The organism is Actinomadura sp. KC06 (assembly GCF_004348735.1).
Classification (GTDB): domain Bacteria; phylum Actinomycetota; class Actinomycetes; order Streptosporangiales; family Streptosporangiaceae; genus Spirillospora.
This window is the reverse complement of the sequence record NZ_SMKT01000007.1, coordinates 13,294-40,102: the sequence shown is the minus strand read 5'-3', so window position 1 is coordinate 40,102 and position 26,809 is coordinate 13,294. Positions and strand designations below refer to the sequence as shown.

Annotated in this window: 26 protein-coding genes and 1 riboswitch; of the genes, 9 read left to right on the top strand and 17 right to left on the bottom strand. The window is 70.9% G+C overall.

Annotation, left to right across the window (positions count from 1 at the left end; all coding sequences use genetic code 11):
- The first annotated feature begins 25 nt into the window (after positions 1 to 25).
- Positions 26 to 841, top strand: coding sequence for an SAM-dependent methyltransferase (locus tag E1287_RS04220; protein WP_243718595.1), 816 nt, complete (start codon positions 26 to 28; stop codon positions 839 to 841).
- Here the strand turns inward: E1287_RS04220 and E1287_RS04215 are convergent.
- From E1287_RS04215 to E1287_RS04185, 7 genes are all read right to left on the bottom strand, one after another.
- Positions 814 to 3,345, bottom strand: a complete 2,532-nt coding sequence (locus tag E1287_RS04215; protein ID WP_131963469.1) for a CehA/McbA family metallohydrolase — start codon at positions 3,343 to 3,345, stop codon at positions 814 to 816. The genes E1287_RS04220 and E1287_RS04215 overlap by 28 nt on opposite strands.
- Positions 3,342 to 4,835: an APC family permease gene (locus E1287_RS04210; protein ID WP_165968874.1), complete on the bottom strand. Its 1,494-nt coding sequence runs from the start codon at positions 4,833 to 4,835 to the stop codon at positions 3,342 to 3,344. The genes E1287_RS04215 and E1287_RS04210 overlap by 4 nt, the downstream gene beginning before the upstream one ends.
- Positions 4,836 to 4,974: 139 nt before the next feature.
- Positions 4,975 to 6,441, bottom strand: coding sequence for a PucR family transcriptional regulator (locus tag E1287_RS04205; RefSeq protein ID WP_131963467.1), 1,467 nt, complete (start codon positions 6,439 to 6,441; stop codon positions 4,975 to 4,977).
- A 74-nt stretch (positions 6,442 to 6,515) separates the two neighbouring features.
- The gene (locus E1287_RS04200; protein WP_131963466.1) at positions 6,516 to 6,875 is read right to left on the bottom strand and encodes a cupin domain-containing protein; all 360 of its coding nucleotides are present in this window, start codon (positions 6,873 to 6,875) and stop codon (positions 6,516 to 6,518) included.
- Complete coding sequence (locus tag E1287_RS04195; RefSeq protein WP_131963465.1) at positions 6,872 to 8,482, bottom strand: N,N-dimethylformamidase beta subunit family domain-containing protein; 1,611 nt, start codon at positions 8,480 to 8,482, stop codon at positions 6,872 to 6,874. The genes E1287_RS04200 and E1287_RS04195 overlap by 4 nt, the downstream gene beginning before the upstream one ends.
- 7 nt (positions 8,483 to 8,489) lie before the next feature.
- A complete protein-coding gene (gene speB, locus E1287_RS04190) occupies positions 8,490 to 9,452 on the bottom strand; it encodes an agmatinase (RefSeq protein WP_131963464.1) in 963 nt (320 codons plus the stop codon).
- 26 nt (positions 9,453 to 9,478) lie between these two features.
- Complete coding sequence (locus E1287_RS04185) at positions 9,479 to 10,945, bottom strand: aminobutyraldehyde dehydrogenase (RefSeq protein WP_131963463.1); 1,467 nt, start codon at positions 10,943 to 10,945, stop codon at positions 9,479 to 9,481.
- A 242-nt stretch (positions 10,946 to 11,187) separates the two neighbouring features.
- On the opposite strand from E1287_RS04185, the gene E1287_RS04180 reads away from it, so the two are divergent.
- From E1287_RS04180 to E1287_RS04160, 5 genes are all read left to right on the top strand, one after another.
- Entirely contained in the window at positions 11,188 to 12,018 is an 831-nt protein-coding gene (locus E1287_RS04180; RefSeq protein ID WP_207933999.1) for an SAM-dependent methyltransferase, read from the top strand.
- A complete protein-coding gene (locus E1287_RS04175) occupies positions 12,015 to 12,233 on the top strand; it encodes a DUF397 domain-containing protein (RefSeq protein WP_131963461.1) in 219 nt (72 codons plus the stop codon). Before E1287_RS04180 ends, E1287_RS04175 begins: the two co-directional genes overlap by 4 nt.
- Before the next feature lie 79 nt (positions 12,234 to 12,312).
- Positions 12,313 to 13,155, top strand: coding sequence for a helix-turn-helix transcriptional regulator (locus E1287_RS04170; protein WP_131963460.1), 843 nt, complete (start codon positions 12,313 to 12,315; stop codon positions 13,153 to 13,155).
- Between the two features lie 23 nt (positions 13,156 to 13,178).
- Positions 13,179 to 13,376: a DUF397 domain-containing protein gene (locus E1287_RS04165; protein WP_131963459.1), complete on the top strand. Its 198-nt coding sequence runs from the start codon at positions 13,179 to 13,181 to the stop codon at positions 13,374 to 13,376.
- Positions 13,377 to 13,795: 419 nt separating this feature from the next.
- On the top strand, positions 13,796 to 14,566 hold the full coding sequence (locus E1287_RS04160; protein ID WP_131963458.1) for a hypothetical protein: 771 nt from the start codon (positions 13,796 to 13,798) through the stop codon (positions 14,564 to 14,566).
- Positions 14,567 to 14,641: 75 nt separating this feature from the next.
- On the opposite strand, the gene E1287_RS04155 is transcribed toward E1287_RS04160, so the two are convergent.
- Positions 14,642 to 15,607: a superoxide dismutase gene (locus tag E1287_RS04155; protein ID WP_207933998.1), complete on the bottom strand. Its 966-nt coding sequence runs from the start codon at positions 15,605 to 15,607 to the stop codon at positions 14,642 to 14,644.
- A gap of 93 nt (positions 15,608 to 15,700) precedes the next feature.
- Between E1287_RS04155 and E1287_RS04150 the strand changes: the two genes are divergently transcribed.
- Positions 15,701 to 16,231, top strand: coding sequence for a MarR family transcriptional regulator (locus E1287_RS04150; RefSeq protein WP_243718593.1), 531 nt, complete (start codon positions 15,701 to 15,703; stop codon positions 16,229 to 16,231).
- A gap of 79 nt (positions 16,232 to 16,310) precedes the next feature.
- On the opposite strand, the gene metE is transcribed toward E1287_RS04150, so the two are convergent.
- The 8 genes from metE to E1287_RS46230 form a co-directional block, all read right to left on the bottom strand.
- Positions 16,311 to 18,581: a 5-methyltetrahydropteroyltriglutamate--homocysteine S-methyltransferase gene (gene metE / locus E1287_RS04145; RefSeq protein WP_131963457.1), complete on the bottom strand. Its 2,271-nt coding sequence runs from the start codon at positions 18,579 to 18,581 to the stop codon at positions 16,311 to 16,313.
- A gap of 101 nt (positions 18,582 to 18,682) precedes the next feature.
- Positions 18,683 to 18,892: riboswitch (cobalamin riboswitch) on the bottom strand.
- A 253-nt stretch (positions 18,893 to 19,145) separates the two neighbouring features.
- Positions 19,146 to 19,679 carry a hypothetical protein gene (locus E1287_RS04140; RefSeq protein ID WP_131963456.1) on the bottom strand — a complete coding sequence of 178 codons (534 nt, stop codon included), beginning with the start codon at positions 19,677 to 19,679 and terminating at the stop codon, positions 19,146 to 19,148.
- A gap of 93 nt (positions 19,680 to 19,772) precedes the next feature.
- Positions 19,773 to 20,033, bottom strand: a complete 261-nt coding sequence (locus E1287_RS04135; protein WP_131963455.1) for a hypothetical protein — start codon at positions 20,031 to 20,033, stop codon at positions 19,773 to 19,775.
- Entirely contained in the window at positions 20,023 to 21,060 is a 1,038-nt protein-coding gene (locus tag E1287_RS44575) for a hypothetical protein (protein ID WP_207933997.1), read from the bottom strand. The genes E1287_RS04135 and E1287_RS44575 overlap by 11 nt, the downstream gene beginning before the upstream one ends.
- A gap of 52 nt (positions 21,061 to 21,112) precedes the next feature.
- The gene (locus E1287_RS04125) at positions 21,113 to 22,003 is read right to left on the bottom strand and encodes an SRPBCC family protein (RefSeq protein WP_131963454.1); all 891 of its coding nucleotides are present in this window, start codon (positions 22,001 to 22,003) and stop codon (positions 21,113 to 21,115) included.
- A 190-nt stretch (positions 22,004 to 22,193) separates the two neighbouring features.
- Positions 22,194 to 23,177 carry an EcsC family protein gene (locus E1287_RS04120; protein WP_131963453.1) on the bottom strand — a complete coding sequence of 328 codons (984 nt, stop codon included), beginning with the start codon at positions 23,175 to 23,177 and terminating at the stop codon, positions 22,194 to 22,196.
- A gap of 251 nt (positions 23,178 to 23,428) precedes the next feature.
- Entirely contained in the window at positions 23,429 to 24,262 is an 834-nt protein-coding gene (locus tag E1287_RS04115; protein ID WP_131963452.1) for a phosphoribosylaminoimidazolesuccinocarboxamide synthase, read from the bottom strand.
- Between the two features lie 101 nt (positions 24,263 to 24,363).
- Positions 24,364 to 25,821, bottom strand: coding sequence for an ornithine decarboxylase (locus tag E1287_RS46230; protein WP_131963451.1), 1,458 nt, complete (start codon positions 25,819 to 25,821; stop codon positions 24,364 to 24,366).
- 95 nt (positions 25,822 to 25,916) lie between these two features.
- Between E1287_RS46230 and E1287_RS04105 the strand changes: the two genes are divergently transcribed.
- Together E1287_RS04105 and E1287_RS04100 are read left to right on the top strand one after the other, a co-directional pair.
- A complete protein-coding gene (locus E1287_RS04105) occupies positions 25,917 to 26,273 on the top strand; it encodes a DUF3140 domain-containing protein (protein WP_131963450.1) in 357 nt (118 codons plus the stop codon).
- A 59-nt stretch (positions 26,274 to 26,332) separates the two neighbouring features.
- Positions 26,333 to 26,530 (top strand): hypothetical protein, encoded by a 198-nt coding sequence (locus E1287_RS04100; protein WP_207933996.1) that lies wholly within the window; start codon positions 26,333 to 26,335, stop codon positions 26,528 to 26,530.
- Positions 26,531 to 26,602: 72 nt separating this feature from the next.
- Here the strand turns inward: E1287_RS04100 and E1287_RS04095 are convergent, their stop codons facing one another.
- The gene (locus E1287_RS04095; RefSeq protein WP_131963449.1) at positions 26,603 to 26,791 is read right to left on the bottom strand and encodes a hypothetical protein; all 189 of its coding nucleotides are present in this window, start codon (positions 26,789 to 26,791) and stop codon (positions 26,603 to 26,605) included.
- Positions 26,792 to 26,809 lie beyond the last annotated feature (18 nt).

Genomic DNA, 26,809 nt, shown 5'->3' with positions numbered 1-26,809 from the left:
CCGAAACCCTCTGGGAGGCGAAGTCGTGACCGGTGATGCGTACGCCTCCGGCCAGGAGCCGGAAATCCGAATCGACACCAGCGTGGCGCACCCGGCACGGGTGTGGGACTACTGGCTCGGCGGAAAAGACCATTACCCGGCCGACGTCGAAGTGGGCGACCAGCTGGAGGAGACGATCCCCGAGGTCGTCCTGTGGGCGCGTGCCGACCGCGAGTTCCTCGGACGCGTCGTCCGGCACGTGATCGGCGAGGGCGTGCGGCAGTTCCTCGACATCGGCACCGGCATCCCCACCAGGGACAACACCCACCAGGTCGCGCAGCGCCTCGCCCCCGAGAGCCGCGTCGTCTACGTCGACAACGACCCGGTCGTGCTGGCGCACGCGCGGGCGCTGCTCAACAGCTCGTCCGAGGGCGCCACCGACTTCATCGACGCGAACCTCCACGACCCCGACACGATCCTGGACGAGGCCGCCCGCACGCTCGACTTCACCAAGCCGGTGCTGGTCACGCTGCTCGGCATCCTGGAATTCAGCGTCACCGACGAGGCGTACACGATCGTGAACCGGGTGCTGGAGCCGTTCCCGTCCGGCTCTTTCCTGGCGATCGCCTGCCCCAGCAACGAGACCAACACCGAGGCGATGGACGAGGTCGCCCGGAAATGGAACGACAGCGGCGCCACCCCGATCATCATGCGCAGCGCCGCCGGCCTCAAGCGCTTCTTCGAGCACATGGACCTGCTGGAGCCGGGCTTGGTGCCGCTGCCCCAGTGGCGTCCCGACACCGGCACCCTCTACGCAGACCGGGGCATGGACTTCTACTGCGCCGTGGGCCGCAAGCCCTGACCGTCGAGGCGGTCGCGGATCGTCCGCCGGGCCTCGGCCAGGGGTTCGAGCAGGAAGCGGTCGTGGTCCGGGGAGCCGTGGCGGTGGTCGACCTGGCCGGGCCAGGCGGTTCTGGCGCGGGTGCGGACGTGCTGCTCGACACCCTCGATCAGCTGCAGCATCTCGGCGAGGACGGCCTTGTCCGTGCGCTCGTAGGAGTCGCCGGACGCGACGTACACCGGGGACGTGTGCGCCATGATCGGACGTTCCCAGACGTCCTTGTGCCGGGCGACATGCCGGGCGGCGCCCTCCCCGGGCCCGTAGCAGCGGGCGGCGATCCAGGACGCCCCGTCCACGGCGAGGTCGAATTCCAGAGAGCCGGTCTGCACCGCCGAGTCCCAGTGCCGCGACTCGGCCACTGAGCCGTTGACGACGATCTCCAACCGGTCGACGGGGAAGATCGAGTGGAATTCCGCCACCCCGCGAACCGCACGGGTGCCGGTGAGCACGGAACCGGGCGCGGCCCCATTGACCGACAGGCGCAGATGCGGGCCGCTCGTGACGACCGTGTCGCCGGACCGGACGGCGGTGCACCAGTCCCAATAGTCCATCCTCCGCGGGTCGGGCACGCGGGCGTAGGTGCGGACGAGCCCGATCGGCACCTCGCTGCTCATCTTGTCCGTGCCGCCGACCAGCGTCAGGCGGTATCCGGCGTTGAGATACCGGTAGTACTGCCCGATGTTGTAGTCGTCGTAGGCGATCATCTCGACGCCGTCCAGCCGGCCGGTGGCGATCAGCGCGGCGGCCTCGCCGTTCGGGACGGGGAAGTGCGCGAGGACGACCGTCCCGCCCTGGGCGTGGCACTCGTCGGCCCAGTGGGCGAGGGTCGTCTCCAGGCCGCCGCCGAGATCGGACTCCTCGGCGCCGCCCGTGCACCACGGACGGACGGGCGTCCGCAGGCCGAGCAGGTTGATGTGGCCGAGCATCGCGGTCCGGTTCTCCTGACCGGCGAAGACGTGGGTCGTCCCGTCGGCAGAGGTGTGCGGGTGGCCGGTGAAGTCCTCGGTGTTGGTGTAGAGGTGGCCCCACTGGCTCATCAGCAGGTTCGTCACCCGCACGCCCTCGCCGCGCGCCTCCAGTTCGGCGCCGTGCGTGGAGACGAAATGGACGTGGGTGTCGCCCGCCACGTATCCGTCCGCCTCCGGGTCGTGGAACCGCTTGAGCCGCAGTTCGAGCGTCCGCTGCCCGGGACGGATCGTCAGCTCCTCGCGCGACGGCACGTAGTCGAACCCTCGCGCGGCCTCCACGACGACCTGCCCGTGGGGGAGCCAGCCCTCGAACTCGCCGTCCACGTAGGCGTAGGTCCGCTGGCCGAGGCGGACGTCGCCGCCGATGTCCAGGTTCCAGGTGTTGCCGTCGGAGTTGATGTGCGCGTGATGCCCGTAGGGGGCGAGCGGGACGCCGTCCGGGGTGTGGAAATGCAGGCGGCAGGTGAGGGGCTCGCCGGTCGCGTCGTCCACGACGGTGCCCTTGATCCAGGCCCGTCCGGCGTCGGGGAGGCGCCATTCGGTGCCGTCCGCGGTGACGATCCGGCCCTTGTCGAGGATGTCGCCCCAGGTGAAGGTGGCCGTCCCGGTGCCGCCGACGTCGAGTGAGACGGTCGCGGACGGCGTCGCGGCGACCTTGACGTAACCGGTGCGCGGGTTCGTCGCCCCGCCCCAGGCGGGCGGGCGGGACAGGCTGCCGTCGTCGACCGTCCGGTAGGCGTAGGTGGCGGTTCCGCGGTCGACGGTCACCGCGACGTCCTCGTCCACCGAGCCGTGGCCGTCCGCAAGCGTGAAGATCAGGTCTCGGGAGACCGTCCGGCCGAACGGGTCCTCCGCCAGCCGGCTCAGCGTGACGGCGCCGATCAGCACCGCCGGTCCGCCGGACGCGATCTCGACCGCGGCGACCCGGCGCTCCGGGTGCGGGTTGCGCCACGGCCACAGGTAGAACCGGTACGGCAGGACGTAGGGGGAGCGGGCCTGCGGATCATCGATGTCCACGAACCTCGCGCCCGCCGCGTCGAACCGTCCGCAGGTGCGGTGCATCAGCCGGTGCTGCGCGTCCGGCAGCGCGAGGAACGGGGTCTGGCCCCAGTCGAGCGGGATCGGACGGTCCTGCCACAGCCGCGGCGTGGGCCCGATCTCGAACCGCCGCCGGATCGGGACCGTCTCCGCGCTGCCGTCCGCGTACCGGAACGTGTACCGGGCGGCCGCCGAACCGACCGGCGCGCCCTCGAAGACGTCCGGTTCTTCGAGGGCGTGGGCGAACAGGATCCACTGGCAGTCGTCGTCGACGAGGATCTCGGCTTCGCCGGTCACGCGCACCAGGGACGGGCCGTCGAGGTCGTCGCCGAAGCGGAACGGCAGCCCGTAGAGCCGCCGCTCGCCGGTGAACGAGGAGTCCACGTCGTCCAGCAGGGTCAGCGGAGCGTTCCACGACGCCGTCAGGTCGAGGGCCCGGTAGCCGCGCTCCCAGGTCATGAGTGGGCGGCCGGGACGGCGCCGTCCGTCCCGTTGAAGGTCTTCTCCGCGAGCACCGCGTACTGGCCGGGCGCGCGCGAACGCAGCGACATGGCCGAGGCGATACCCGCGGCGAAGGCGATCACGCACGAGCCCAGCAGGATCGCGTTGGTCACGGTGCCCGCGCCGGTCAGCAGCGAGATGTTCGACACGACGAGGGCGATGACGACGCAGAGCAGGACGAGGCTCAGGCCGGGGGCGATCAGGGTCCGCCACAGCCCGTCCTCGACGGCGTTCCTGCGCAGGTAGACGATCACGGCGAGGCAGCACAGCGCCCACAGCGCGATGATCCCGAGGAAGCCGATCGTGCTGCCCCACAGCAGCAGCCCGAGGTAGGGGTCGAGGTCGAACATGGCCCAGGCGGCGACCACGACCGTCGCCAGCACGGTCTGCGCGGCCCCCGCCAGGTACGGGGAGCGGGTGCGCGGGTGGGTGCGGCCGAAGAAGGCGGGCATCAGCCGTTCCCGGCCGAGCGCGAACAGGTACCGGTTCGCCGCGTTGTGCAGCGCGAGCAGGGCCGCGAACGCACTGGTCAGCAGCAGGATCTCCATCACGGCGGTGACGGAGCCCGGCGTGTACTGGTCGAACACGCCGGTGACCAGCCCGGCGGTGTCCTCCCCGGCCGCCGCCGCGATGCCGTTCGCGCCGATCGCCTGGACGATCGTCCACGTGATGAACGCGTAGAAGATCGCGATGAACGCCACCGCGATGTAGGTCGCGCGGCGGACCGTCCGGACGCCGCCGCGCGCCTCCTCGCTGAAGATCGCGGTCGACTCGAACCCCATGAACGCGCCGAACACCAGCCCGAACATCGCCGCGTTGGACGTGGTGAACACCGTCCCGGGGGAGAAGGACGTGAACGTCGTCTCGCCGGAGCCGCCCTTGCCGAGGACGAACAGCGCCATCACCGCGAGCACCGCCACCTCAAGGATCAGCAGGGCGCCGAGGACCTTGGCGCTGGTCTGGATCCCGAGGAACCCGAGCCACGCCACCAGCACGATCCCCACCAGCGCGAACACCCACCACGGCACGGACACGTCGGTGTACTTCTCGAACGTCCCGGCGGCGTAGAGGCCGAGCGCCCCGTAGGTGCTGATCTGCAGCGCGTTGTACGCGAGCAGCGCCAGCGTCGCCGCGCCCGAGCCGAGCGGGCGGCCGAGCCCGCGGGCGATCGTGGCGTAGAACGCGCCCGCGTTGCGGACGTACTTGCTCATCGTCATGAATCCGGACGCGAACAGCGCCATCACGACGCCCGCCACGAGGTAGCCGCCCGGGACGGCCGCGCCGCCCTTCAGGAAGTGCAGCGGCGCCACGGCGACGATGAGGGTCAAGGGCGCCAGCGCGGCGAGGACCGTGAAGACGAGGTCCTTCGTCCCCATCGCGTTCGCCGCCAGACGGCCGGGGCCCGCGGTCGTCGCCAGGCGGTCGCCGCCTGATGAGGGTGTCGACATGGTCATCCGCCTCCGGAGATAACGGGAGCTCAGTGAGCCCGCTCCGGCCAAGCTATGCAGCCGTTCCAGGCGGCTGAAGTGGACATTCAGCCCCACCCGAGCGCCCCCGTTGTACGCATCGACCACTTCCCAGCAAAGGTCAGCGGGCCCGGGTTCGCCAGCGGAGCGCGAACCACAGCTCCATGCGCACGTCCGGGTCGTTCAGGTCCTGGCCGAGGAGCCGGGTGATCTGGCCCAGCCGGTGCCGGACGGTGTTGCGGTGCACGCCGAGGTCGGCGGCCGTCCGGTCCCAGTTGCCGTGGTGCGCCAGCCAGCTCCGCAGCGTGCCGAGCAGCTCGCTGGGCGCGCCGGCGCCGTCCAGCGGTTCGAGGAGCCGGTCGGCGTGCCGGGCGGCCTGCGCGGAGTCGAGGAGCGCCATCACGCCGTGCGGATCGGCGCCCGCGACCACGCTCGCGCCGCCGATGCGGGCCCCGTCGAGCGCGGAACCCGCCTCACCCCACGCGGGATCGAGATCATCGGCGGGATGCGGACGGCTGATCCCGGCGAGATGACCGGCGTCGTCCAGCAGGCGGCACAGCTCGTCAACAGGATCGTCGCCGGGGACGATCGCGGTGAAGGAGCCGGCGTCCTGCTCCACGAACGGGGTGCCGAGCAGCGCCGACAGCCGCTGGATGATCGTCTCGCGGGACCCCGGCGGCTCGGTGAGCAGGCCGCGGACGACGCGCCACGACGCGTCCCCGCCGAGGTCGAGCGGACCGGCGAGGGCGCGGGCGAGCGTCGGGAGCCGCAGCAGCCCGGCCACGGCGGCGGAGCCGAGCGCCTCCGGCGAGCCGGCCGCCGACGGCGCGGTGAACAGCAGCGACAGCGCGGACGCCGCGACGCCGACGACGCCCCGGTCGGCGACGCTGAACGGCCCGCGCCGCGCGACGGCCATCGCGTACCCGGTCGGCGCGGGGCCGAGGAGCCGCTGGATCTCGACGTGCTCGTCGGCGGTGGCGAGCGCCGCGCTCATCGGCGCGGGGCTCGCGCAGGCACGTTCCAACGCGGCGGTCACCTCCGCGTCCCGCCGGACCGGCCCGGCGGACCAGGTGCGGTCGCGGTTGCGGTCCACGACGAGGACCCAGCCTTCGAGGAGTTCGGCGAGGCGTTCCACGACGGCGCGCAGCGGGCCGGGCCCGGCGGCCGCGCGGATCAGCACGGCCTGGCCGTCCGACAGGTGCTTCAGGTCGCGGGTCTCGGCGCGGACCAGCTCGGCGTGGAGGAGTTCGACGACCGACGCGAACGGCACGTGCGGCGGCACCTCCAGCAGCGCCATGCCGTGCTCGTCGCAGGCGGCGACGAGTTCCGGCGGGACGGCGTCGAACACCGGCGTCACCCCGAACCCGATCGCCACGACTCCCGCGTCCGCCAGCCGCCGCACGTACTCGCCGCTCTCGTCGGGACGAAACCCGGTCCCGGCGAGCAGGAGCAGCTCCCCGCCGCGCAGGAACGGCGACGGGTCGGCGAGTTCGCTGACGTGCACCCAGCGCACCCACCGGCCGGACGGATCGGTGGCGCCCAGCGGCCGCAGCGACAGCCGGTTCACGAAAAGCCGAAGGGGAACCACGGGGCAACCGTAATGGCGGGACGGTTATGGCCGAGTAACAGGGCGTCCAAGCGCGTTCAGCGGGCGATGCGAGTTCAGCGGGTGACGGCGACGAAAATCTTGCTCGTGGGTTCGACGGTCACCCAGTCGCCCGCGAATCCCTGCGGAATGAAGAAGGCGTCGCCCGCGCCGAATTCCGCGCGGCCGCCGTCGAGGTCGACGACGGCGACCCGTCCGCTCAGAATCACGCAGATCTCGTCATACGGCCACGGGTCGATACGAACCGCGCCCGGCTCCCCGGTCCAATACCCGCCCGAATACTCCCTGGCAGGGCCGCCGTACGCGAGATATTCGGTCTCCGTCCACTCGGCGGAGAGGACCTCGTACTCCTCGACGGGCGGCACCGTCGCCACGCCCGTCTCCGGCGACAGCCGGACGATATCGGTGATCGTCATGCGAGGAACCGGTCGAGGACGTTGCGGACGATCCGGTCGACGAACGGATCCCCCACATGGAGCGCGTAGGGCCATTCCGTCGAACCGCCGTTGAACACCTCTCCGCGCCCGCGCGTGAACGCCGCGATCATCCCGGCGCCGCGCATCCCGCCCTCGTGGACGTAGTCGGGCAGGTCGTCGCCGAGCTCCCGGTTGTAGGCGTACACCTCCTCCTCGGGCCCGCCCATCGGCAGTCGCCCGCCGAACCGGTCCTCCTCGCCCCGCACCGCCGGGGTCATCGCGAGGATCTCCAGGGTCTCGGGCGCGCCGTCCTCGAACGTCGGGTACGGCAGCCCCCTGCGGAACGTGTACTCGACCGAGTCGACCTCGAACGCGGCCAGGAAGGACGGGGCCGCGCCGAGCTGGTCGCCGTAGTACAAGTCGGTCCCCTCGAACGCCCAGTGGTGCGGACGGTAAACGGTGAATCCGCCCGACGACCGTGGCGTGGCGACCCCGTAGCGGGTGTAGACGCCGCCGAGCCCGTTCAGCCCCACCGTGGCGGCCCCCGGCCGTCCCACGGACTTGGCCTCCCACATCGTGCTGGCCGTGCGCGGCGACCGGGCGGTGTCGGGGTCGAGGGACGGCAGCCGGTAGCAGAACTGCGTCGACAGGTCGTCGCTCAGCCGGACCTGCCACTGGTAGTTGCCGCCGAACCGGGCGAGGCCGCCGCCGCCGTCCACGAAGCGGTCGACGGCGTCGCGCATCTCCCAGCTCCAGTACTCGTCGTGCCCCACCACGATCACGCACCGGTAGTCGTCGAGGACGGTCTCGTCCACGTGCAGGTCATGCTGGGTGAGGTAGTCGAGTTCGTAGCCGTGCCGCTCGGCCCACAGGACGAACAGCCGCTCGTACGTCGCCCAGAACGCGTCGGCGTGGTGGCGGCTGTAGCCGTTCAGGCGCGCCCATTCGTAGGTCGCGTAGCGCGGCGCGCCGCCCATCGGGAGCGTGAGGTGGTTCGCCTCCCGCGGCGCGCCCGCCGGTTTGCGGATCATCCCGCGCGCGATCGGCCGCCGCGTGGACGACAGCGGGCTTCCGGCGTCGTCGCGCGGGTCGTCGCCGAGCCCCCGGTAGTGGTTCGCGCCGCCCCAGTCGTTGTACGCCAGCATCGTGCCCGTGGTGAGGACGAGCGCCGCCTTCGGACGCCGTCCCGGAGCGGCCTTGACCACGAAGAAGTGCTCGCGCTCCCAGAGCTCGCCGTCGCTCAGCACCGCCCGGACGGTCACGATGTAGAACCCGGGACGCCACTCGTCCGGAACGTCCAGCCTGAGACCGGCGGGCCAGCCGCACCCCTGCGCGTACGCGTCGGCGGGCGCCTCGAACCGTCCGGCGGTGACGTCCTCGCGCCGCCACACCGTCTCCGGGTTCAGGCCGTCACGGGTGATCTCCAGGGTGAACGCCGGGACGCTCGCGCTCAGATGGAAGGCGACCGTCTCGCCGGGAAAGTAGCAGAACCGGTCGGTGTAGCACCACACCTCCTCGGCGTCCGGGGTCGCGTACGCCGTCTCCGACGGCCACCCCCGCGGCGACCACGCGAACGCGGGCTTGGCGGTTTGCACGGCGTCTTCCATCTGGGCCTCAGTCCCCCTTCGGTCGGTGCCCGGCGGCGAGCACGCTCAGCAGCTCGTACCCCACGTGAGCTGCGGCGATACCGGTGATTTCGGCATGGTCGTAGGCGGGCGCGACCTCGACGACGTCCGCGCCGACCAGGTTCGTCCCGGCCAGGCCGCGCAGCGTGCCGAGCAGCTCCCTGCTGGTCAGTCCGCCCGCCTCCGGGGTACCGGTGCCCGGCGCGTGCGCCGGGTCCAGCACGTCGATGTCGACCGACACGTACACCGGACGGTCGCCCAGCCGGGCCCGCATCCGCTCGACGGCGGCACCGATCCCGCCGGTCTCGTAGTCGTCGGCGCGGACGACCTGGAACCCGAGCACGCCGTCGTCCACCAGGTCCTCCCGCGAGTACAGCGGCCCGCGGATCCCGATGTGCATGCAGTGCTCGGGGTCGAGCAGCCCCTCCTCGCCGGCGCGGCGGAACGGCGTGCCGTGCGTGTACGGGGCGCCGAAGTAGGTGTCCCAGGTGTCCAGGTGCGCGTCGAAGTGCAGGACCGCGATCGGGCCGTGGTCGCGGTGCAGCGACCGGAGCAGCGGCAGCGCGATCGTGTGGTCGCCGCCGAGCGTCAGGAGCTTCGCGCCGTCCGCGCGCAGCTCGTCCGACCGCCGCTCGATCGTGCGGATCGCGTCCTCGATGTCGAACGGGTTCACGCCGATGTCGCCCGCGTCGGCGACCTGCTGGACGCCGAACGGCTCCACGTCCAGCGGCGGATGGTACGGCCGCAGCAGCTTCGACGACGCGCGGACGTGCCCCGGCCCGAACCGCGCCCCCGGACGGTAGGAGACGCCGGTGTCGAACGGCACCCCGACGATCGCCACGTCCACGTGATCGACCTGGTCGGTGCGCGGGAGCCGCGCGAACGTGCCGGGCTCGGCGTACCGGGGCACCTTCGTCGCGTCGGTTGGCCCGACTTTGGGTGTGTCCCTCATGGGTTCGCGGCCTCCAGGGTCAGGGGTCACCCGTTCTCCTCGCCGAGCGCGGACAGGACGTGCTTCACGCGCGTGTACTCCTCGACGGAGTAGAGCGAGAGATCCTTGCCGTAGCCCGACTGCTTGACGCCGCCGTGCGGCATCTCGTGGACGGGCGGCAGGTGGCAGTTGACGCCGACATGACCGGCGTCGATCGCGGCGGAGACGCGCAGCGCCCGCGCGTGGTCGCGCGTCCACACGCTGGACGCCAGCCCGTACGGCGAGTCGTTGGCCTGCCGGATCGCGTCCGCCTCGCCGCTGAACGTCTGCACGGTGACGACCGGCCCGAAGATCTCGGTGCGGCTCAGCTCGTCGGACGCGTCGACCCCGTCGACGACGGTCGGCCGGTAGAAGTATCCGGGGCCGACGGGTTCGCCGCCGACCAGCACCTTCGCGTGCGACGGCGCCCGCGCGACCAGCCCGCCGACGTGGGCGAGCTGGTCAGGGTTGTTGAGCGGCGGGATGTAGAGAGCGCCCTCGTCAAGCTCGTCCGCCACGTCCGCCTCATCGGGCGAGAACCCGACGGCACGCGCTCGCCGGACGAGGGCGTCCACGAACGCGTCGTGCGCCTCCTCCGCCACGATCACCCGGGTCGCGGCCGTGCAGTCCTGTCCGGCGTTGAAGTAGCCCGCGAACCCGACGCCGCCGGCCGCCGCCTCGATGTCGGCGTCGCCGAACACCAGCACGGGCGCGTTGCCGCCGAGTTCCAGATGCGCGCGCTTGACGGTGTCCGCCGCGGACCGGGCGACGGCCCGTCCCGCCGCAGTGCTCCCGGTGATCGACACCATCGCCGGAACGGGATGCGCGGCCAGCGCCGCGCCCGTCTCCCGGTCGCCGCACACCACGTTGAACACCCCGGGCGGCAGGATCTCGGCGAACAGCTCGGCCAGGTACAGGGCACTGGCCGGGGTCGTGTCGGACGGCTTCAGCACGACCGTGTTCCCCGCCGCCAGCGCGGGACCGAACTTCCAGACCGCCATCATCGCCGGGTAGTTCCACGGCGCGATCGCCCCGACGACCCCCACCGGTTCCCGCCGGACGGACGACTCGTGCCCGCGCACGTACTCCGCCGTCGCCTTGCCTTCCAGCATCCGGGCCGCCCCCGCGAAGAACCGGAGCTGGTCGACGATCGGCGCGACCTCCTCGCGCAGGGTCAGCGCCAGCGGCTTGCCGGTGTCGCGGCACTCGACCGCGATGAGGTCGCCCGCGTGGCGTTCGATCGCGTCCGCCATGCGGAGCAGGTGGGCCATCCGTTCGGCGGGGGTCGTCCGCCGCCACCCGGCGAACGCCCGCCGCGCCGCCGCGCAGGCCCGGTCGACGTCGGCCGCGCCCGATCGCGGCGCCGTCGCGTAGACCTCCCCGGCGACCGGGTCGACGATCTCCATCCGCCCGCCGCCGGACGGCGCGGTGAACTCGCCGTCGATGAAGTTCCGCAGCTCGGTCCCGCCGCTCATCGCGCCCCCTCTGCTCGCCGCGTCCTCTGCTCGCCACGGTCTGCCTCTGCTCGCCACGATCCGCGCGCCATGACGCTCCGCGGCCATGCTAGGAAGCCGCCCCCGCGCCCCTCGCCGTGCGAATGGACCCGTCCGGCCAGGCGGGTTGTACGTTTCGTCCTCTCGTGGCGGTAACGATCGCCCGGGTGGGGAAGCTGTTTCATAATTCGTGCATCACAAATCGCGGCAACGGAGGCGCAGCAGTGGACGAGATCGAGCAGGCTCCCCCCGGGGTGGACATCACTGTCCCCAGCCCGGCCCGCATCTACGACTACATCCTCGGCGGCACGGCCAACTACAAGGTCGACCGCGAGGCCGCGGAGAGGGTCCGCCAGGCCATGCCCGACATGGTGGACACGGCCTGGGCCAACCGCGGATTCCTGCAGCGTTCCGTGCGGTGGCTCGCCGAGAACGGCATCCGGCAGTTCATCGACGTCGGCGCCGGCCTGCCGACGGGCAACAACACGCACGACGCGGTGCAGGCGGTCGCGCCCGACGCGCGGATCCTGTACGCCGACTTCGACCCGCTGGTCGAGATGCACGCGAAGACGCTGCTGAAGGACGTCCCGGGCACGGCCTGCATCACGGCCGACTTCCGCGACCCGGACGCCCTGCTCGGGCACGAGGAGACCCGCGCGATGATCGACTTCACGGAGCCGGCGGCGCTGCTGCTGGTGACCGTGACCCACTTCATCTCGGACGAGGACGACCCCTGGGGCCTCATCCAGGAGTACATGGGCCGGCTGGCGCCGGGAAGCTACCTCGCCCTGTCCGCCGTCACCAGCGACCGGCAGATCGAGGGCGCGATCGACGACCTCAAGAAGGTGTTCGCCAGGTCGTCGTCCGGCGGCGCCTACCCGCGGCCCCGCGCGGAGATCGAGCGCTTCTTCACCGGGCTGGAGATCGTCCCGCCGTACGAGGGCGCGCCGGCGGAGATCTGCTACCTCGGAGAATGGGGCGCCGAGGACCCCGAGGCGGCCGACAGTGAGGGCTCACGCTGGGGATACTGTGCTGTGGCGAGGAAGAGCGCATGACGCGAAAGCCGACCGTAGAAGAGCTGGGCATCGACCCGGACGCCCTCGAATGGAAGCGCTCCGGAAACGACGAGGGCGCGATCGAGGTGGCGTTCGCCGGCGAATGGACGCTGGTGCGCACGTCCGGCGAGCTGATCTCGGTGTTCGACGAGAACGAGTGGGCCTGTTTCCTCGACGGGGTGAAGAAGGGCGAGTTCGACGACGCGGCGTCCTGAAACCGGGCGCCGCATCTGTGATTCACAAATTCGGAAGGCGTATGCTGATGGCGGTCGTCTGTCAAGGGAGGTGGTTCCGTTGAGCGAGGCTTACGGGGCCACCATCGCCAAGCGGGGGCTGGCACGCCGTCTGCGGGACCTGCGCGTCGAGGCGGGATACACGGCCAACCAGGTGTGCGACCGGCTGAACTGGGGCCGGGGCAAGGTCGGCCGGTTCGAGGCCAACACCTGGGTGCGGCCCGAGCTGAGCGACATCCGCGACCTGGCGCGCATCTACGACGGCAGCGACCTCGACGAACTGGAGGAACTCGCGGCGCGGGCACGGCAGCGGGCCTGGTGGCGCGAGTACGGGGACGTGTTCGAGAACGAGTTCCCCGGCTACGAGGGCGACGCGTCCAGCATCCGGGTCATCATGCCGCTGGTGCTGCCGGGCCTGCTGCAGACGCTGCCCTACATGCAGGCCCTGCTGACGTCCGGGACGAAGTCGCCGGAGTGGCGCGAGCGGGCGCTGCGGGCGCGGCTGCGGCGCCAGCAGATCCTGGACCGTGCCGACGGCACGGCCCCGCAGCTCATCGCCCTGATCACCGAGGCGTCGCTGATGTACGAGTGGGGCGAGGTGGGCGATCGCCGCGCGCAGCTCCGCCACCTGCTGACCGCGTCGGCGCGCCCGAACGTCGAGCTGCGGCTGCTCCGCCTGTCGGACGGCCTGCACCCCGGCATGTCGACGCTGGTCAACATCTTCCGGTTCCCCGGCGACGAGCCGCCCGTGGTCTTCCTCGAGAACGACGCCGACATCCAGGAGATCGACACCCCCGGCAAAGTGGAGGCCTATGACCAGATCTTCGAGCAGATCCGCGCGGCGGCCTTGAGCACCGCCGACACCGCGGAGCACCTGGAGAAACTGATCGCGACACTGGAGTAAGACCTACCTGGAGAAGAAGCGACATGAACCTCTCTCAGGCACGGTGGTTCAAGGCCACCGCGAGCGCGAGCAGCAACGGGGGCTGCGTCGAGGTCGCCGACCTCGAGACGGCCACCGGGCTGCGTGACAGCAAGACGCCGGAGGCCGGGGCGCACGTGGTCCCCCGGTCGGTGTTCGCCTCGTTCCTCGACGACGTCCGCGCCGGCCGCTACGACCGCTGACCGGCCGCTAGCGCGCTGACCGGCGGCTATGACCGCCGACCGGCGGAGGCGCGGCCCGGCTCCCTCCGAAAGCCGGGCCGCACACACCGGATCCCCCAGGGCTGCACCCCTGGGGGATCTTCATGTGTGCGGCCCTCTCTCAGGCGCCGTCCACGCTACATCTCGGAGGCCAAATCGTCCCGTGTCCGCCGGTACACGCTTCGATCACTCCGGGCAGGACTGTTCTGGGCGCCTTCGGGCGTATCGGTGAACGTCTCATTTGCAGTTGCGGAACCTTTGTCGTGAACCGGGTTTCGGCCGCGGGAATGTGCGAAGCTTGGATCTGTGATTCACACATAGCGAGTCGCGAACCACGGAGGTTCATGTCGCGAATGTCTGGATCGCACCGATGGCTCCGCGAAACTCGGAGAGTGGGCGTCATGACGAAGACCGCGGCAGTGTGCGGGATTCCCTGGAGGCTGGAGGACGGCGGCTGCGCCGTCCTTCCCCTGCCGGGCGACGAGTCCATCGCCGCGGTGGCGCGGTCCCAGGTCAAGGGGCTGCTTCCCGCGCTCGGGCTGTCCGTCCAGGACGTCCACGACCTCGCCATCATGGTCAGCGAGCTGGCGACCAACGTGCTGCAGCACGCCACGTCCGCGTCCGGCGACGGGCTCCCGGGGGCCGAGCTGTGGGTGTACCAGCGGAGCGGCGAGCGGGGCCGCGACGAGCTGGTCGTCAAGGCGTTCGACACGCTCCGGCAGTGGCGCCGCCGCCGCGAGACGGCCGGTGACGTGCACGAGCACGGCCGCGGCCTGGAGATCATCCGGATTCTGGCGGACGGCCGGTGGGGGCATCATCCGTCCCGGTCCCGGCTGAGCTCCCCGGCCGTCCGCGGCAAGGCCACCTGGTTCGCGCTCCCCATCCTCCGCACCGTGCCCGGCCGCCGCCACGCCCGGCAGGTCGACGGGCCGCAGGCGATGCGGAACCTCGAGACGCTCCTCGTCCAGCGCGGCGTCGACCGTCTCCGGCGCAAGGACGAACTCGGCGTCAGCATGCTCACCGGTCCCGGCGACCTGACCGTGTGGTGCGAGACCGCGACGTTCCGCTGGTGCGCACGCTCCGGCGAGACCGGAAAGCTCCCCGTCTCCGACATTACGGAGGTGTGCGAGCAGGTCGTCCGGCTCTACGAGGCTTTGGACGACCGGGAGTAGGAGGGGGCCGCGTAGCCTGACCGCACCGGAGAGCGGCGGTCAGGCCATGCGGCACACACCCGTCGCGACCGCCGTTCAGGGACGCGGAATGGCGACGGCGTTGTACGGGACGTGCGGGGTCGGCTCCGTGCTGAAGAACTGGATGTTCGGCAGGTAGAGCCGGGAGCCGAACGCGGCGATGGTCGTCGGCAGGTCGAACCGGCTGTCCGTCACCCGCCGGACGACTCGGCCCTCGGTGCCCGCCGCGTTCAGCCGCACGACGGCCACGGTGTTGAACCGGTTCTGCACCGCGTACAACGTCCGGCCGTGCAGCAGCAACCCGTCGCCTTCCGGGAGCGACTCGCCGTGCAGGTCCACCCGGCGGGTCACGCCGGTCGCCGGGTCCACATGGAACAGCCCGCCGGTGTTCGACTGCACGACGATCAGTCCCCGTCCGTCCGGGGTGGGCGTGATGCCGTTGGCGTTGAAGGCGGCGCTGCCGGGCCCCGTCTGGTAGACGAGGTCGCCGGTGAGCGGGATCCGGACGGCGTCGGCCGGCAGCCGTCCCCCGTGCAGCGGCAGCTTGTAGAGCACCGGGTTGACGGAGTCGGTGATCCAGGCGGCGCCCTGCGTGAGGATGACGTCGTTGACGAACGAGGGGCCGGTGGCCAGCCGGTAGGAGGCCAGCGGCTCGCCGGTGCGGGCGTCGATGACCCGCGCATCACCGCCCGTGCCGCCCGCGATGAACAGCCGTCCGTGCGCGTCGGTCTTCATCCCGAGGGCCTGCGTGCCGGCGCCTGACCCGCGGTTGATGATCGCGCCGCGTCCGGTGCGCAGGTCGGCGCGGTAGATCGAGCCGCCGGCCATGGAGCCGACATAGGCGAACGGGCCGGGCCCGGTCGCGATGCCCTCGGGCTGGAACCCGTCCGGCAGCCGGATCGTGGTCGGGTACGGCTCGGCGGCGCCCTGGGCGGGCGCGCTCAACGCGTGGGCGGGCGCGCTCAACGCGGCGGCCAGGACGAGCGGGAGCGCGAGCAGGGCAAAGATTCTTGGACGTCGCACGGCATGACCTTTCAACGCTGAAATGTTCAACGCTGAGGACCGTACGCCGGTGATACCTTGGCGTCAAATAGTTAAACGTTGAGAGGTGTTGGGGTGGAGCAGGAGCGTGATGCCGTCGACCTCATCGTGGAGCAGTGGGCCCGCGCCCGGCCGGACCTGGACGCGTCCCCCATGCGGGTCCTCGGCCGCCTGTCCCGGGTGACCCGGCTCGTCGAGCGCGAGCTCAAGGCGCTCTTCAGCGAGTTCGGGCTGGAGAGGGGCGAGTTCGACGTCCTGGCCACCCTTCGCCGCGCCGGCTCGCCCGACGGGATGACCGCCGGCATGCTGGCCCGCTCCTCGATGGTGACCTCGGGCGCCGTCACCAACCGGCTCGACCGGCTCGTCGCCAAGGGCTACATCACGCGCGACATCGACCCGTCCAACCGACGTGCGGTCCTCGTCGCCCTAACCCCCGCCGGCCGCGACCTCATCGACCGCGCCGTCGCCGCCCACGTCGACAACGAACGGCGCATCCTCGCCGCACTCGACCAGCACCAGCAGGACGACCTAGCCGCCACCCTGCGCACGCTCCTCCTCAGCCTCGGCGACGAATCAACCGCCCCCCGCACCCTAGGCAACCCCTGACCCATCCCCACTGCATAAGCACCAGGCCGACCCCGGGGCGTGCCGCGGGGTCGGCCTGGCGTGCTGGGGGCGGACGGGGTCAGGCGGGTGTGCCCGTCACGTCGGCGCGGACGCGGCGGGCCGCCGTGACCAGGTTCCGCAGGGACGCCTCCGTCTCCGGGTAGGCGCGGGTCTTCAGGCCGCAGTCGGGGTTGACCCAGAGGCGTCCGGGGTCGACGGCCCGCAGCGCACGCCGCAGGTTCTCCTCGATCTCGTCGGCGCCGGGGACGCGCGGCGAGTGGATGTCGTACACCCCCGGCCCGATGCCGTTCTCGTACCCGGCCGCGCGCAGGTCGGCGACGAGTTCCATGTGCGAGCGGGCCGCCTCCACGCTGGTCACGTCGGCGTCCAGCTCCCCGATCGCGCCGATGATCTCGCCGAACTCGGAGTAGCACATGTGCGTGTGGATCTGCGTCGTGTCCGCGACGCCCGAGGTCGCGAGGCGGAACGCGCCGACGGCCCACTCCATGTAGGCCGGACGGTCGGCGTCCCGCGGCGGCAGCAGTTCGCGCAGCGCGGGCTCGTCCACCTGGATGACGCGGATCCCGGCCGCCTCCAGGTCGGCGATCTCGTCCCGCAGCGCGAGCGCGACCTGCCGGGCGGTGTCGGCGAGCGGCTGATCGTCCCGCACGAACGACCAGGCCAGCATCGTCACCGGACCGGTCAGCATGCCCTTGACCGGCTTGCTCGTCAGCGACTGCGCGTACGTCGCCCACTCCACCGTCATCGGACGAGGCCGCGCGACGTCGCTGTGCAGGATCGGCGGCCGGACGTACCGCGACCCGTACGACTGCACCCACCCGTGCTCAGTGGCGGCGTACCCGTCGAGCTGCTCGGCGAAGTACTGCACCATGTCGTTGCGTTCGGGCTCGCCGTGGACGAGGACGTCCAGGCCGAGGTCCTCCTGCAGCGCGATGACGCGGGCGATCTCGTCCTTCATCGTCTGCTCGTAGGCGTCGGCGGTGAGGCGTCCGGCGCGGAGGTCGGCGCGGGCCCGGCGGATCTCGGGGGTCTGCGGGAACGAGCCGATCGTCGTCGTCGCCAGCGCGGGCAGGCCCAGCGCGTCCCGCTGCGCGGCGAACCGGGCGGTGCGGTCGCCGCGTCCCGTCCCGTCGCCGAGCGAGTCCAGCCGGGCGCGGACACCCCGGTCGACGCCCGCGGTCGCCGCAGGAGCCTCGGCCGGGACCGCGCCGGACGGCGGGACGTCCTCGCGCAGCGCCTGCCCGACCGCGACGACCTCCGCGACCTTCTGCCGCGCGAACGCGAGCCGTTCCCGGACGCCCGGGTCGAGCGAAGCCTCGGCGTCCAGATCGATCGGGACGTGCAGCAGCGAGCACGACGTGCTCACCACGACCTGATCCACGAGGCCGAGCAGCGACGCGCACGTGGCCTTCGCGCGGCGCTGGTCGGCGCGCCATACGTTGCGTCCGTCCACGACACCGGCGACGAGCGTCTTGCGCGGCAACCCGCCGACCGACGCGAGGACGTCGAGGTTGTCCGGCCCGGCCGCGAAGTCCAGGCCGACCGCCTCGACACGGCTCCCGGCCAGGACACGCAGCGCGTCCGCGCCGATCGTGCCGAAGTACGTGGCGACCATCAGCCGCGGCCTGCTCGTCAACCGCCCCAGCCGCGCGTACGCACGAGCAAGCGCCGCGACCTCCTCCTCACTGCGGTCGGCGACGAGGGCGGGCTCGTCCAACTGCACCCATTCGGCTCCCGATCCCGCCAGCCGTTCCAGCACCTCCGCGTACACATCGATGAGCCCGTCGAGCAGATCGAGCGGCCGGAATTCGTCCGGCGCGTCCTCCGCCGGCTTGGCCAGCAGCAGGTAGGTGAGCGGCCCGACGAGCACCGGCCGCGTCTCGATCCCGAGCGCCTTGGCCTCCCGGTACTCGACCAGCGGCTTGGCCGCCGAACCGTCCGCCAGCCGGAACCGCGTGTCCGGACCCAGCTCCGGGACGATGTAGTGGTAGTTCGTGTCGAACCACTTCGTCATCTCCAGCGGCGGGACGTCCTGCACCCCGCGCGCCATCGCGAAGTACCGGTCGAACCCGTGCAGGTGGCGGTACCGGTCGGGGACGGCGTCGACCAGCACGCTCGTGTCGAGCACCTGGTCGTAGAAGGAGAACGTGTTGGACGGGACCGAGTCCAGACCGGCGTCGCGCAGGCTCGTCCAGACGGCGGCGCGCAGTTCGGCGCCCGTCCTGGCGAGCGCGTCTGCGTCGGCGCGTCCGGCCCAGAAGTCCTCGGTGGCGAACTTCAGCTCCCGGCGCGCCCCGATTCGGGGATATCCCAGGATCGTCGTTTTCATGGCGGCTTCCCTCGCTGTGCCATTGGCGGACGCGCGGGGAGGAGCGCACGATGGAACGTACGCCGCTGACCCTCCCGCGAGGCCGCAGACCACCGCGCACCGGCCGGTGCGCGGGCGGAGGCAGGTCTTCGGACTCGCGGGCATCGCTTCCCTGAAGAAGCGTCCTACTAACCGTCGCTTCCCAGGCCGTCTGGCCCAGTGCGTGATGACGGCGGTCGTTCCCACTCACCGCTGCGGGGCAGTCCCGGATTCGCACCGGGTTCCCTCTTACGACACTCGAAACCGAGTGAACCGTCCGCAAACCGGAGTCTATCGACACCAATGGGATGAGCGGCCAGGACCTCGTCGGCATCCACCGCAGGCAGGTGGAGCTCCACCACGGCGTCCTTGCCCATCGACGCGAACCGCTTCTCCGTCACCGTGAATGTGACACTTCCGGAGTCGATGACGTGCTCGGCGGTCTCGGGATAGGAAAGGGCAGCCTTGCGAAGCTGGGCAAGCGTCGTCATAGGCCCAATCTAGGGAGGACGTTCCGGGACGTCCTCCCTAGACCGGCGGCGCGGGTTATGTGCGGAGGTTGTCCTGCGTGGCACAGCCTCGGCTGTTCACGCAGACCTGGATCTTGACCGGGAGCCCCTCACGGAAGCCGCGGCTCCAGGTCTTGCGCTCGTTGGGCTTGAGCTTCCACTGGAAGTAGATCTTGTTGTCGACCCACGCGAAGAAGTAGGCCGTCGTGCCGGTGCTGTTGGCGACGCCCCATTTCTCGCCGAGAGCCCTGAAGTTGACCTCCGCCCAGGTGTCGTCGGCGTCGCCGGACCAGTAGCGGTGCGCATAGCCACTGACGCCGCCGTCATCGCCGTCCACCGGCTGGCGGTCGGTCAGCGATTTCCATTCGCCTCGAAGCTGCGACGCCTGCGCAGGCGCCTTGGACGGCGTCGTCCGTGTAGTCGCTTGCGCCGGTGAGACGAGCCCCCCGGCCATTACCGACGCGGTCACGGCGAAGGCCGTTGTAGCAGCCATCGCGCCGGCCTTACCGGCGCGCCCTCTGGTGCGGATGTGCATGAGCTTCTCCCCGTAAATCAGGCGTTTCACGTACACCCATGAGATGGCCGCTCATGCCACCACGGTTCGTGTCTTAAACACGCCACAACCGCCCCACCACACCCCGCGTCCGTGTGGGTTGTCCGCGAGTCAGGGTGGGTCGGGGGCGTCCAGTTTTGCTGCTATGGCGTAGTGGATCTTGATGTCGCGGTAGGTGGTGTTCTCCTGGATCTTGTCCGGCAGGTTGGTGCGGTTGCTGCCGGATGTGGAGTCGTCGCTGGCGTCGCCTCTGAATACGACCGAGCTTTCGGGGGCCACGTCGAAACGGAGTTCTTCGGCTTTCACCTTGGCGGAGAAGAGGATGTCGGCTGTGCGGCGGCGTTCTGCGTCTGGGAGCCCGTCATGAGTCATGGTTGTTCGGCTCCTTTTCCGGTGAGCGGTGCTGCTGGGAGAACATCCGGAGCAGTGCCCGGCCGAGATCCCGTACGGACTCCTCGGTCCCGTGCAAGGCGGTCTGGAAGTCCGTGCTCTCCTGGTAGTTGGGCTTGGCTTCCTTTGTGTCGTCCTCGTTCCCGGTGTCCTTGACTGCTTCGCCTGCGCTTTTGCCCGTGTCTTCGGCTGCGCGTCCGGTGCCCGCGCTCACGTCTTGGACGGCGTCGCTCGTGCCTTCGCCGACGTTCTCGGCCGCTCCGCCCACGCCCTCGGCTGCGCGTCCGGCTCCCTCGGCTGCGTGGCCGGTGCCTGCGCCCACGTCTTGGACGGCGTCGCCCGCGCCCCTGCCGATGTTCTCGACCGCTCCACCTGCGCCTTGGCCGACGTCCTGGACGGCTCCGCCTGCGCCCTTGCCGACGTCTTGGACGGCTCCGCCCGCGCCTCGGCCGACGTCTTGGACCGCCCCGCCCGCGCCCTCGCCGACGCTTTCGACCGCTCCGCCTGCGCCCCGGCCCACGTCCTGGACGGCGCCCTTCGCGCCCCTGCCGACTTCGCCCACCGCGGTGCCCGTGCCGGAGCCGATGTCGCGTGCCGCGGCCTCCACGCCGCGTCCGATGTGCTGGAGGATCTCGGGGTTTCGGTCGAGCGTGGTCAGGACGCGGTCGACGATGACGGCCACGTTGTCGAGGCGGACTTCGAGTTGCGCCTGCGCTTCGACGCCTTTGATGTCCAGCTTGACCTTGCCGAGGAACACGTCCGCGCCCACGTTCAACCTGAGCAGGTCGAGGACTTGGGCGACGAGCGAGACGTGCGCCTCCAGGTTCTCGACTTCAAGGGAGATCTCGTCCACCTTGAGCAGCGGGACGTCGAGATAGACGTCCGGCCCCTCGCTGGGACGCGGCCGATTCTCGGGGGCCAGGGGCTTGCCGGTGAGACCTTCCGGCCTGTCGTCGGATGCGTTCCGCTCGCGTTCTGGTTCCGGCTTGCCGGACGCGTCGTCGCCCATCGTCTCCCCCGATATTCGCTCCGTTTGAATTGCCGTACCGGCGGACGCGGGTCTATGCCCGGCCGCGCTCTCCGGCCCGGCCTTCGGACGCCTGTTCCTCCTCCTTGACGGCCTCCTCGTGGGTCTTGACCACTTCGCCGTCGCGGATCTCACCGCGCCAGCCCTCGACCTCCTCCTGGTTCAGGAGCGTCTGCGTCATCATGTGGCGCTTGACGTTCTTGAATTCCAGGCGGAGGCGGCGGCCCTGGGCGCGCCACAGGTTCGCGGTCTTCTCGAAGAATCCGTCCGGGTGGTATTCGGCCACCAGCAGGATCCGCGTCATGGTGGGCGCCAGCTCGTGGAAGGTCACGGCGCCGTCGACATATCCGCGGGGGCCCTTGGACGTCCAGACGATCCGCTCGTCGGGAACCTGCTCGGTGATCGTGGATTCCCAGCTGCGGTGGGACCAGAGGATCTGCGCCCGCCAATTGACCTTCTCGTCGGACTCCTGCTCGACGCTCTCCACCTTCTTGGTGAAGCTCGGAAAGTCGGTGAACCGCGTCCACTGGTCGTAGGCGACGCGCCGCGGCAGGCCCACGTCGAACTGCTCGACGATGTTGGTGACCTTCGCCTTTCCGGCGCCTCCTCCCTTTCCGCCGCCCGCGCCGACGGCCTCCTTCGCCTTCTCCTTCGCGCCTGCCACGCCCGCGCCGAGGCCCGCCTTCAGCGGGCCCGCGCCCTTGGCGAGCTTCTCCGCGCCGGCCGCCGCCGCCTTCTTGCTGGCCCCATCGCCGTCCGCGGCGTCGTTCAGCCGCCGGGTCATCCCCTCGATCCTGCCGCTGGCCTTCTCCAGCGTCCGCACCATCAGCGTCTGGACGAACTCCCGCCCGGCGTCCTTGAGTCCCTCGACGGGACGGCTCTTGTCGTCGGCGCGTTCCTCGGTGCCTGTCTCCGGCATGGTCATCACTTCGCTTCGTCATTGCTTCCGTCTTGGACGGCATAGCCGAGAAAACCCAGACAAAACGACGAGACCGCCGCTGAGCAGCGAAAACGAAAGATCTACCGTCCGGCCGAAGACGGGGGTGTAGGCGGCCAGGCCGTCTTATGAGAGCGCGAAGGCGGTGGGGACGGGTGTGATCGGCTTCCGGTGGGGTTCACTCGTTGTCGTCGTGGTGGCGGAGGTTCTCTGGGAGAGGCAGGCCGTACTTTTCGGCCAGATGGAGGGTCTGGGCGTAGAGACGAGCTTGATGCGCGACGTCGCCTAGGACGTATGCGTTGGTGCCCGCTCCGGTGATCACCGCGACCACCGGCATGGCCTTCGTGACCTTGCCGACCGGCACGGCGCGTCCGTTCGCGAACTGCTGCATGAGCTTCTCGACCGCCGCCATCAGCTTGTGGTCGTCTCGCAGCTTCTGGCTCCATCGCACCCGGTTCTTGGTGGCGTTGAATGCCGAGCCGGCCTTCAAGACGGTCTTGGCCTTCGGTGCCTGGTTGCGGTAGGCGCGCATGACCATCCGGTCGACGAGGTGCCTCATCTCGTCGTCGGTCACGTCAAAGCCGTAGGCGTAGCAGACCCGCGTCGCGACGGCCGTGCTCAGCACATGTGTCACCAGCGCGTCCAGGGTGACGGCCGCGACGCCGCCCGCGAACGGGACCATCGCGAGGACGCCCATCGCGCCACCTTGGAGCGCCCCGCTCGTGCGCCATTTCCGGGCCATCGACCGGGTGAAGTCGTCGAGGAGTTCGAGGTCTAGCTCCTTGAGGTCCTCCAGCTTCGCGACATCGCGGCCCGCCGCCCGGTGGTGCTCCAGGACCTTCTCGGGATCCATGAGCTCGGTCGTCCAGTCGGTCACGAGTTCGAGGAGGTGAACCCCTCCCTTGACGGCAGGGATCAGTGCCGCGTCGGTCACCATCTCCACGCCGTCCTTGACGACCGGGGGCGACACGTTCGAGACGGCCTTGCCGGCCTTACGGGCGGCGTCCCTGACCTGGTCACCGGCTTCGCCGAGGACGGCTCGGGCCTTCTGCGGGACCAATTGGCGGCGCTCGGCCTTCTTCGCCCAATGTCGCTGCAGATCAGCCCAACGCCGCTCCTCGTACGGGGACATCGCGCGGACTTCCTCAAGGCTTTCGCTCACACCGGCGAAGGCTAACGAGAGAACCGGTATTAATCGCCAATTCCGGAATCGCCGCTCGCGGCCCGTCGATTCCCCAGGTCGTCAGGGTGGTCGGCCCGCTCTGGGTCACCGGCGGCAAATCTGGCCGTCTAGCTGCTCTAATGACGGCGCGGAGGGGCGCATCTCAGCCGGATTCCGCGCTTTGACCGCTGGCGCTGGGTGCTGGTGCTGGCCACAGTTGGACGTCAGGATGGCCTGGGCGCTGTGCCTGTTCAGGCGTGCCAGCGGCGGTCGGTCAGGCGTTCGTAGACTTCTATGTAGCGGGCGCGGGTGGCTTCCACGACGTCCTGGGGGATGGCGGGGCCGGGTGGGGTGCGGTCCCAGTCGAGCGTGCTGCTCCAGTCGCGGACGTACTGCTTGTCGAGCGAGTGCTGCGGGCCGCCGGGCCGCCACCGGTCGGCGGGCCAGAAGCGGGACGAGTCGGACGTCAGGACCTCGTCGCCCAGGGTGAGGGTGCCGTCGGCGGCGCGTCCGAACTCCAGCTTCGTGTCGGCGATGATGATGCCGCGTTCGGCGGCCAGGGACGCGCCGCGCTTGTAGATCTCCAGGGTGACGTCCTTCAGGCGGGCGGCGGTGTCGTCGCCGATCTCGGTGACGACGTCGTCGTAGGTGATGAACTCGTCGTGCCCGACCGTGGCCTTGGTGGTCGGGGTGAAGATCGGCTCGGGGAGCTTCGAGCCCTCGACCAGGCCGTCCGGCAGGGGGACGCCGGAGACCGCGCCGCCCTTCTCGTACTCCTTGAGGCCCAGGCCGGCGAGGTAGCCGCGGGCGATCCACTCGACGGGGAGCATGGCGAGGCGGCGGCAGCGGACGGCGCGTCCCTCCCACTCGTCCGGGACGTTCGTCGCCGAGATGACGTGGTTCGGGACGACGTCGGCGAGCTGCTCGAACCACCACAGGGACAGCTGGGTGAGGATCTTCCCCTTGTCGGGGATCAGCGTCGGCAGGACGACGTCGTACACGCTCACCCGGTCGGACGCGACGAGGATCAGGTCGTCCCCGTCCGCGTAGACGTCCCTGACCTTGCCCGAGTGGACCAACTCCATGACGCTCCTCAACTCGTCGTCCGCCGAAAGCCCGCCGGAAGCCGCCGAAAATCCGCCGACAAGCGAGTCTGGCATAGGGGGTGTCCGGCGACGACGCCCGGTCAGTCCTCGATGAACACCCGGACGGTCTTGACGGACGAGTCCGCCGCGTCCGGGACGACCATCCCCGCGTCGACGCCGCTGCGCAGGTAGTCCATGACCGGGGCGGTGATGCGCTCGCCGGGCAGGACGACGGGGATGCCCGGCGGGTACGGGGTGAGCATCTCCGCGCAGATACGTCCGACGGCCTCCTCGGCGGACACCTGCTCGGCGGGGCCGAAGAAGGCGTCGCGGGGTGTGACGACGAGTTCGAGGCGCAGTTCGTCCGGTAGCGGGACGTGGACCTCCGGCGCGGGCTCGATGTGTTCGCGCAGGTCGCGGAGGGCGGCGAGCAGGGGCGCCACGGTCTCCTCGCTGTCGGCGAAGGTGAGCTGGGCGCTGATCCGGCGGTGGTCGGCGAGATGCAGGTTGATGTGGTGGTGCGCGCGGAGCCAGTCGGCGGCGCGGTAGCCGGTGGTGCCGAGGTCGGCGATGTCGATGACGACGGGCAGCGGGTCGAGGCTGTGGGCGCGGCCGGGGCCGGTGAACTCGTCCGGCCCCTGAACGGCGAAGCCGGGAATGGCGGAGATCTGCTCGCGGACGTCGGCGGCGAGGTCGAGGGCGTTCTGCAGGAGGTCGTGGCCGTGCTCGACCATCTGGCGGCGCCAGCCGTCGAGTCCCGCGTAGAGCAGCACGGACGGGCTGGTGGTGCCGAGAAGGTCCTCGCGGGCCTTGAGGACGGACGGGTCCACCAGATCCCCCTGCTGGTGGAACACCGAGCCCTGCTCCAGCCCGGCGCCCATCTTGTGGACGCTCGTCACGCACACGTCGGCGCCCGCGTCCATCGCCCAGGTCGGCAGGTCGGGGTGGAACGGCAGGTGCGCGCCCCACGCCTCGTCCACGATCAGCGGCCTGCCGCGCTTGTGGCAGGCCGCCGCGATCGCGGCGAGGTCGGCGCAGGCGCCGTACGGGGTGGGGCTCGTGACGAGGGCGCCGCGGGCGTCGGGGTGCTCGTCCAGCCGGGCCGCGAACGCCTCGGCGGACGGCGGGTGCGCCAGCCGGCGGGTCGCGTCCCACCGCGGCTCCACCCAGATCGGGCGGACGCCGGAGAGGATCAGGCCCGACACGACCGACTTGTGCGCGTCCCGTCCGACCAGGAGCTTCTCCCCGGGCCCGGCGACGGACAGCATCGCGCTCTTCACCGACAGGCTGCTGCCGCAGGTGGAGAAGAACGTCTGCTCTGCGTGGACGGCGTCCGCCATCAGTTCCTGCGCGCGTTCCAGGACCCCGTTGCTGGACGTGCGGTCGTCCAGGCCGGAGATCGCGAGGAGGTCGGAGCGGAACACCGCGTCGCCCAGCACGGCCAGGACGCGCGGGTCCGCGCCGCGGCCCTGCTTGTGGCCGGGCGGGGTGAACGGGACCTGGCCTTCCCGGTGGTACGCGGCGAGGGCGTCGAGGACGGGGGCCTGCGAATGGTCCATGCCCGCCGTCTTCCCGGGCCGCTCGCGATCTAACGGTGAATGGGGTGGGCGGTGTCGGGTAGGGCGGGGGCGAACGGGCGACAGGGAGTTAGGCAATGAAAGATCGTATTCCGGCCGATGCCGAGCTGGCCTGGGAGGACTTCCACCGGCTCGTCAACATGACCTCCGACGAGCTGCGCATCTGGCTGATGACGGACGCCTCCGGCGAGGAGGCGTTCCCGCCCGGCCCGAGCCCGGGGGTGTCCGAACTGGGCGCCCGCGTCGTGGACGTCCTGCGCAAGCGGAAGGTCGACCTCACCGAGGACGACGCCGACGTGATGCGGCAGGTCGTGGACTACGTGGAGGACCGGCTGGAGAACCGTCCGCCGGACGCGGAACGGGACGAGGAGTGGCGGCACGCGCTCATGACGGTGGGACATGACCCGCTGCGTCCCGAACCGTCCAGCGCGTAGACACCGTCCGGCGCTGGACACCGTCCAGCGTCTGGGAGCCGTCCAGCCGCAGAGGAGGGATGAAGATGCCGAACCCGCAGCAGCCCGAGATCCGGCGATCCGAGCGGACCTCGGTGACGAACGAGCCCGCGCCCGAGGCCACCGACCCGAAGAAGACGAGGGCGAAGGGCCACGCGCACGGCACCGACAAGGGGAACAGGGGAGGCGGTGAGGGCGGCGGGACGCCCCCCGACCAGCAGCCGCCCCACCCCGACTAGCAGCGGCGAACGCGGTCAGGGGACGCCGGTCCGCGGGCCGCAGGTCTGCCTGCGGGCCGCGGCCGGACGCGGTCAGGGGACGTCGGTCTGCGGGCTGTAGCCGTCGTCCTCGCCGCCCGGGGTCTCGGCCTCGGCGACCGGCGGGTCGGTGGGGCCGGGGGTGTGCTCGTCCGCGAAGTCGTGGTCGTCCTCCTGCGGCGCGTTCCCCTCGGCGCGGCGGTCGGCGAGCGGTTTGTCCTCGTCGTGCTTGCGTTCGCTCATCACCCCTCCAAAACGGCG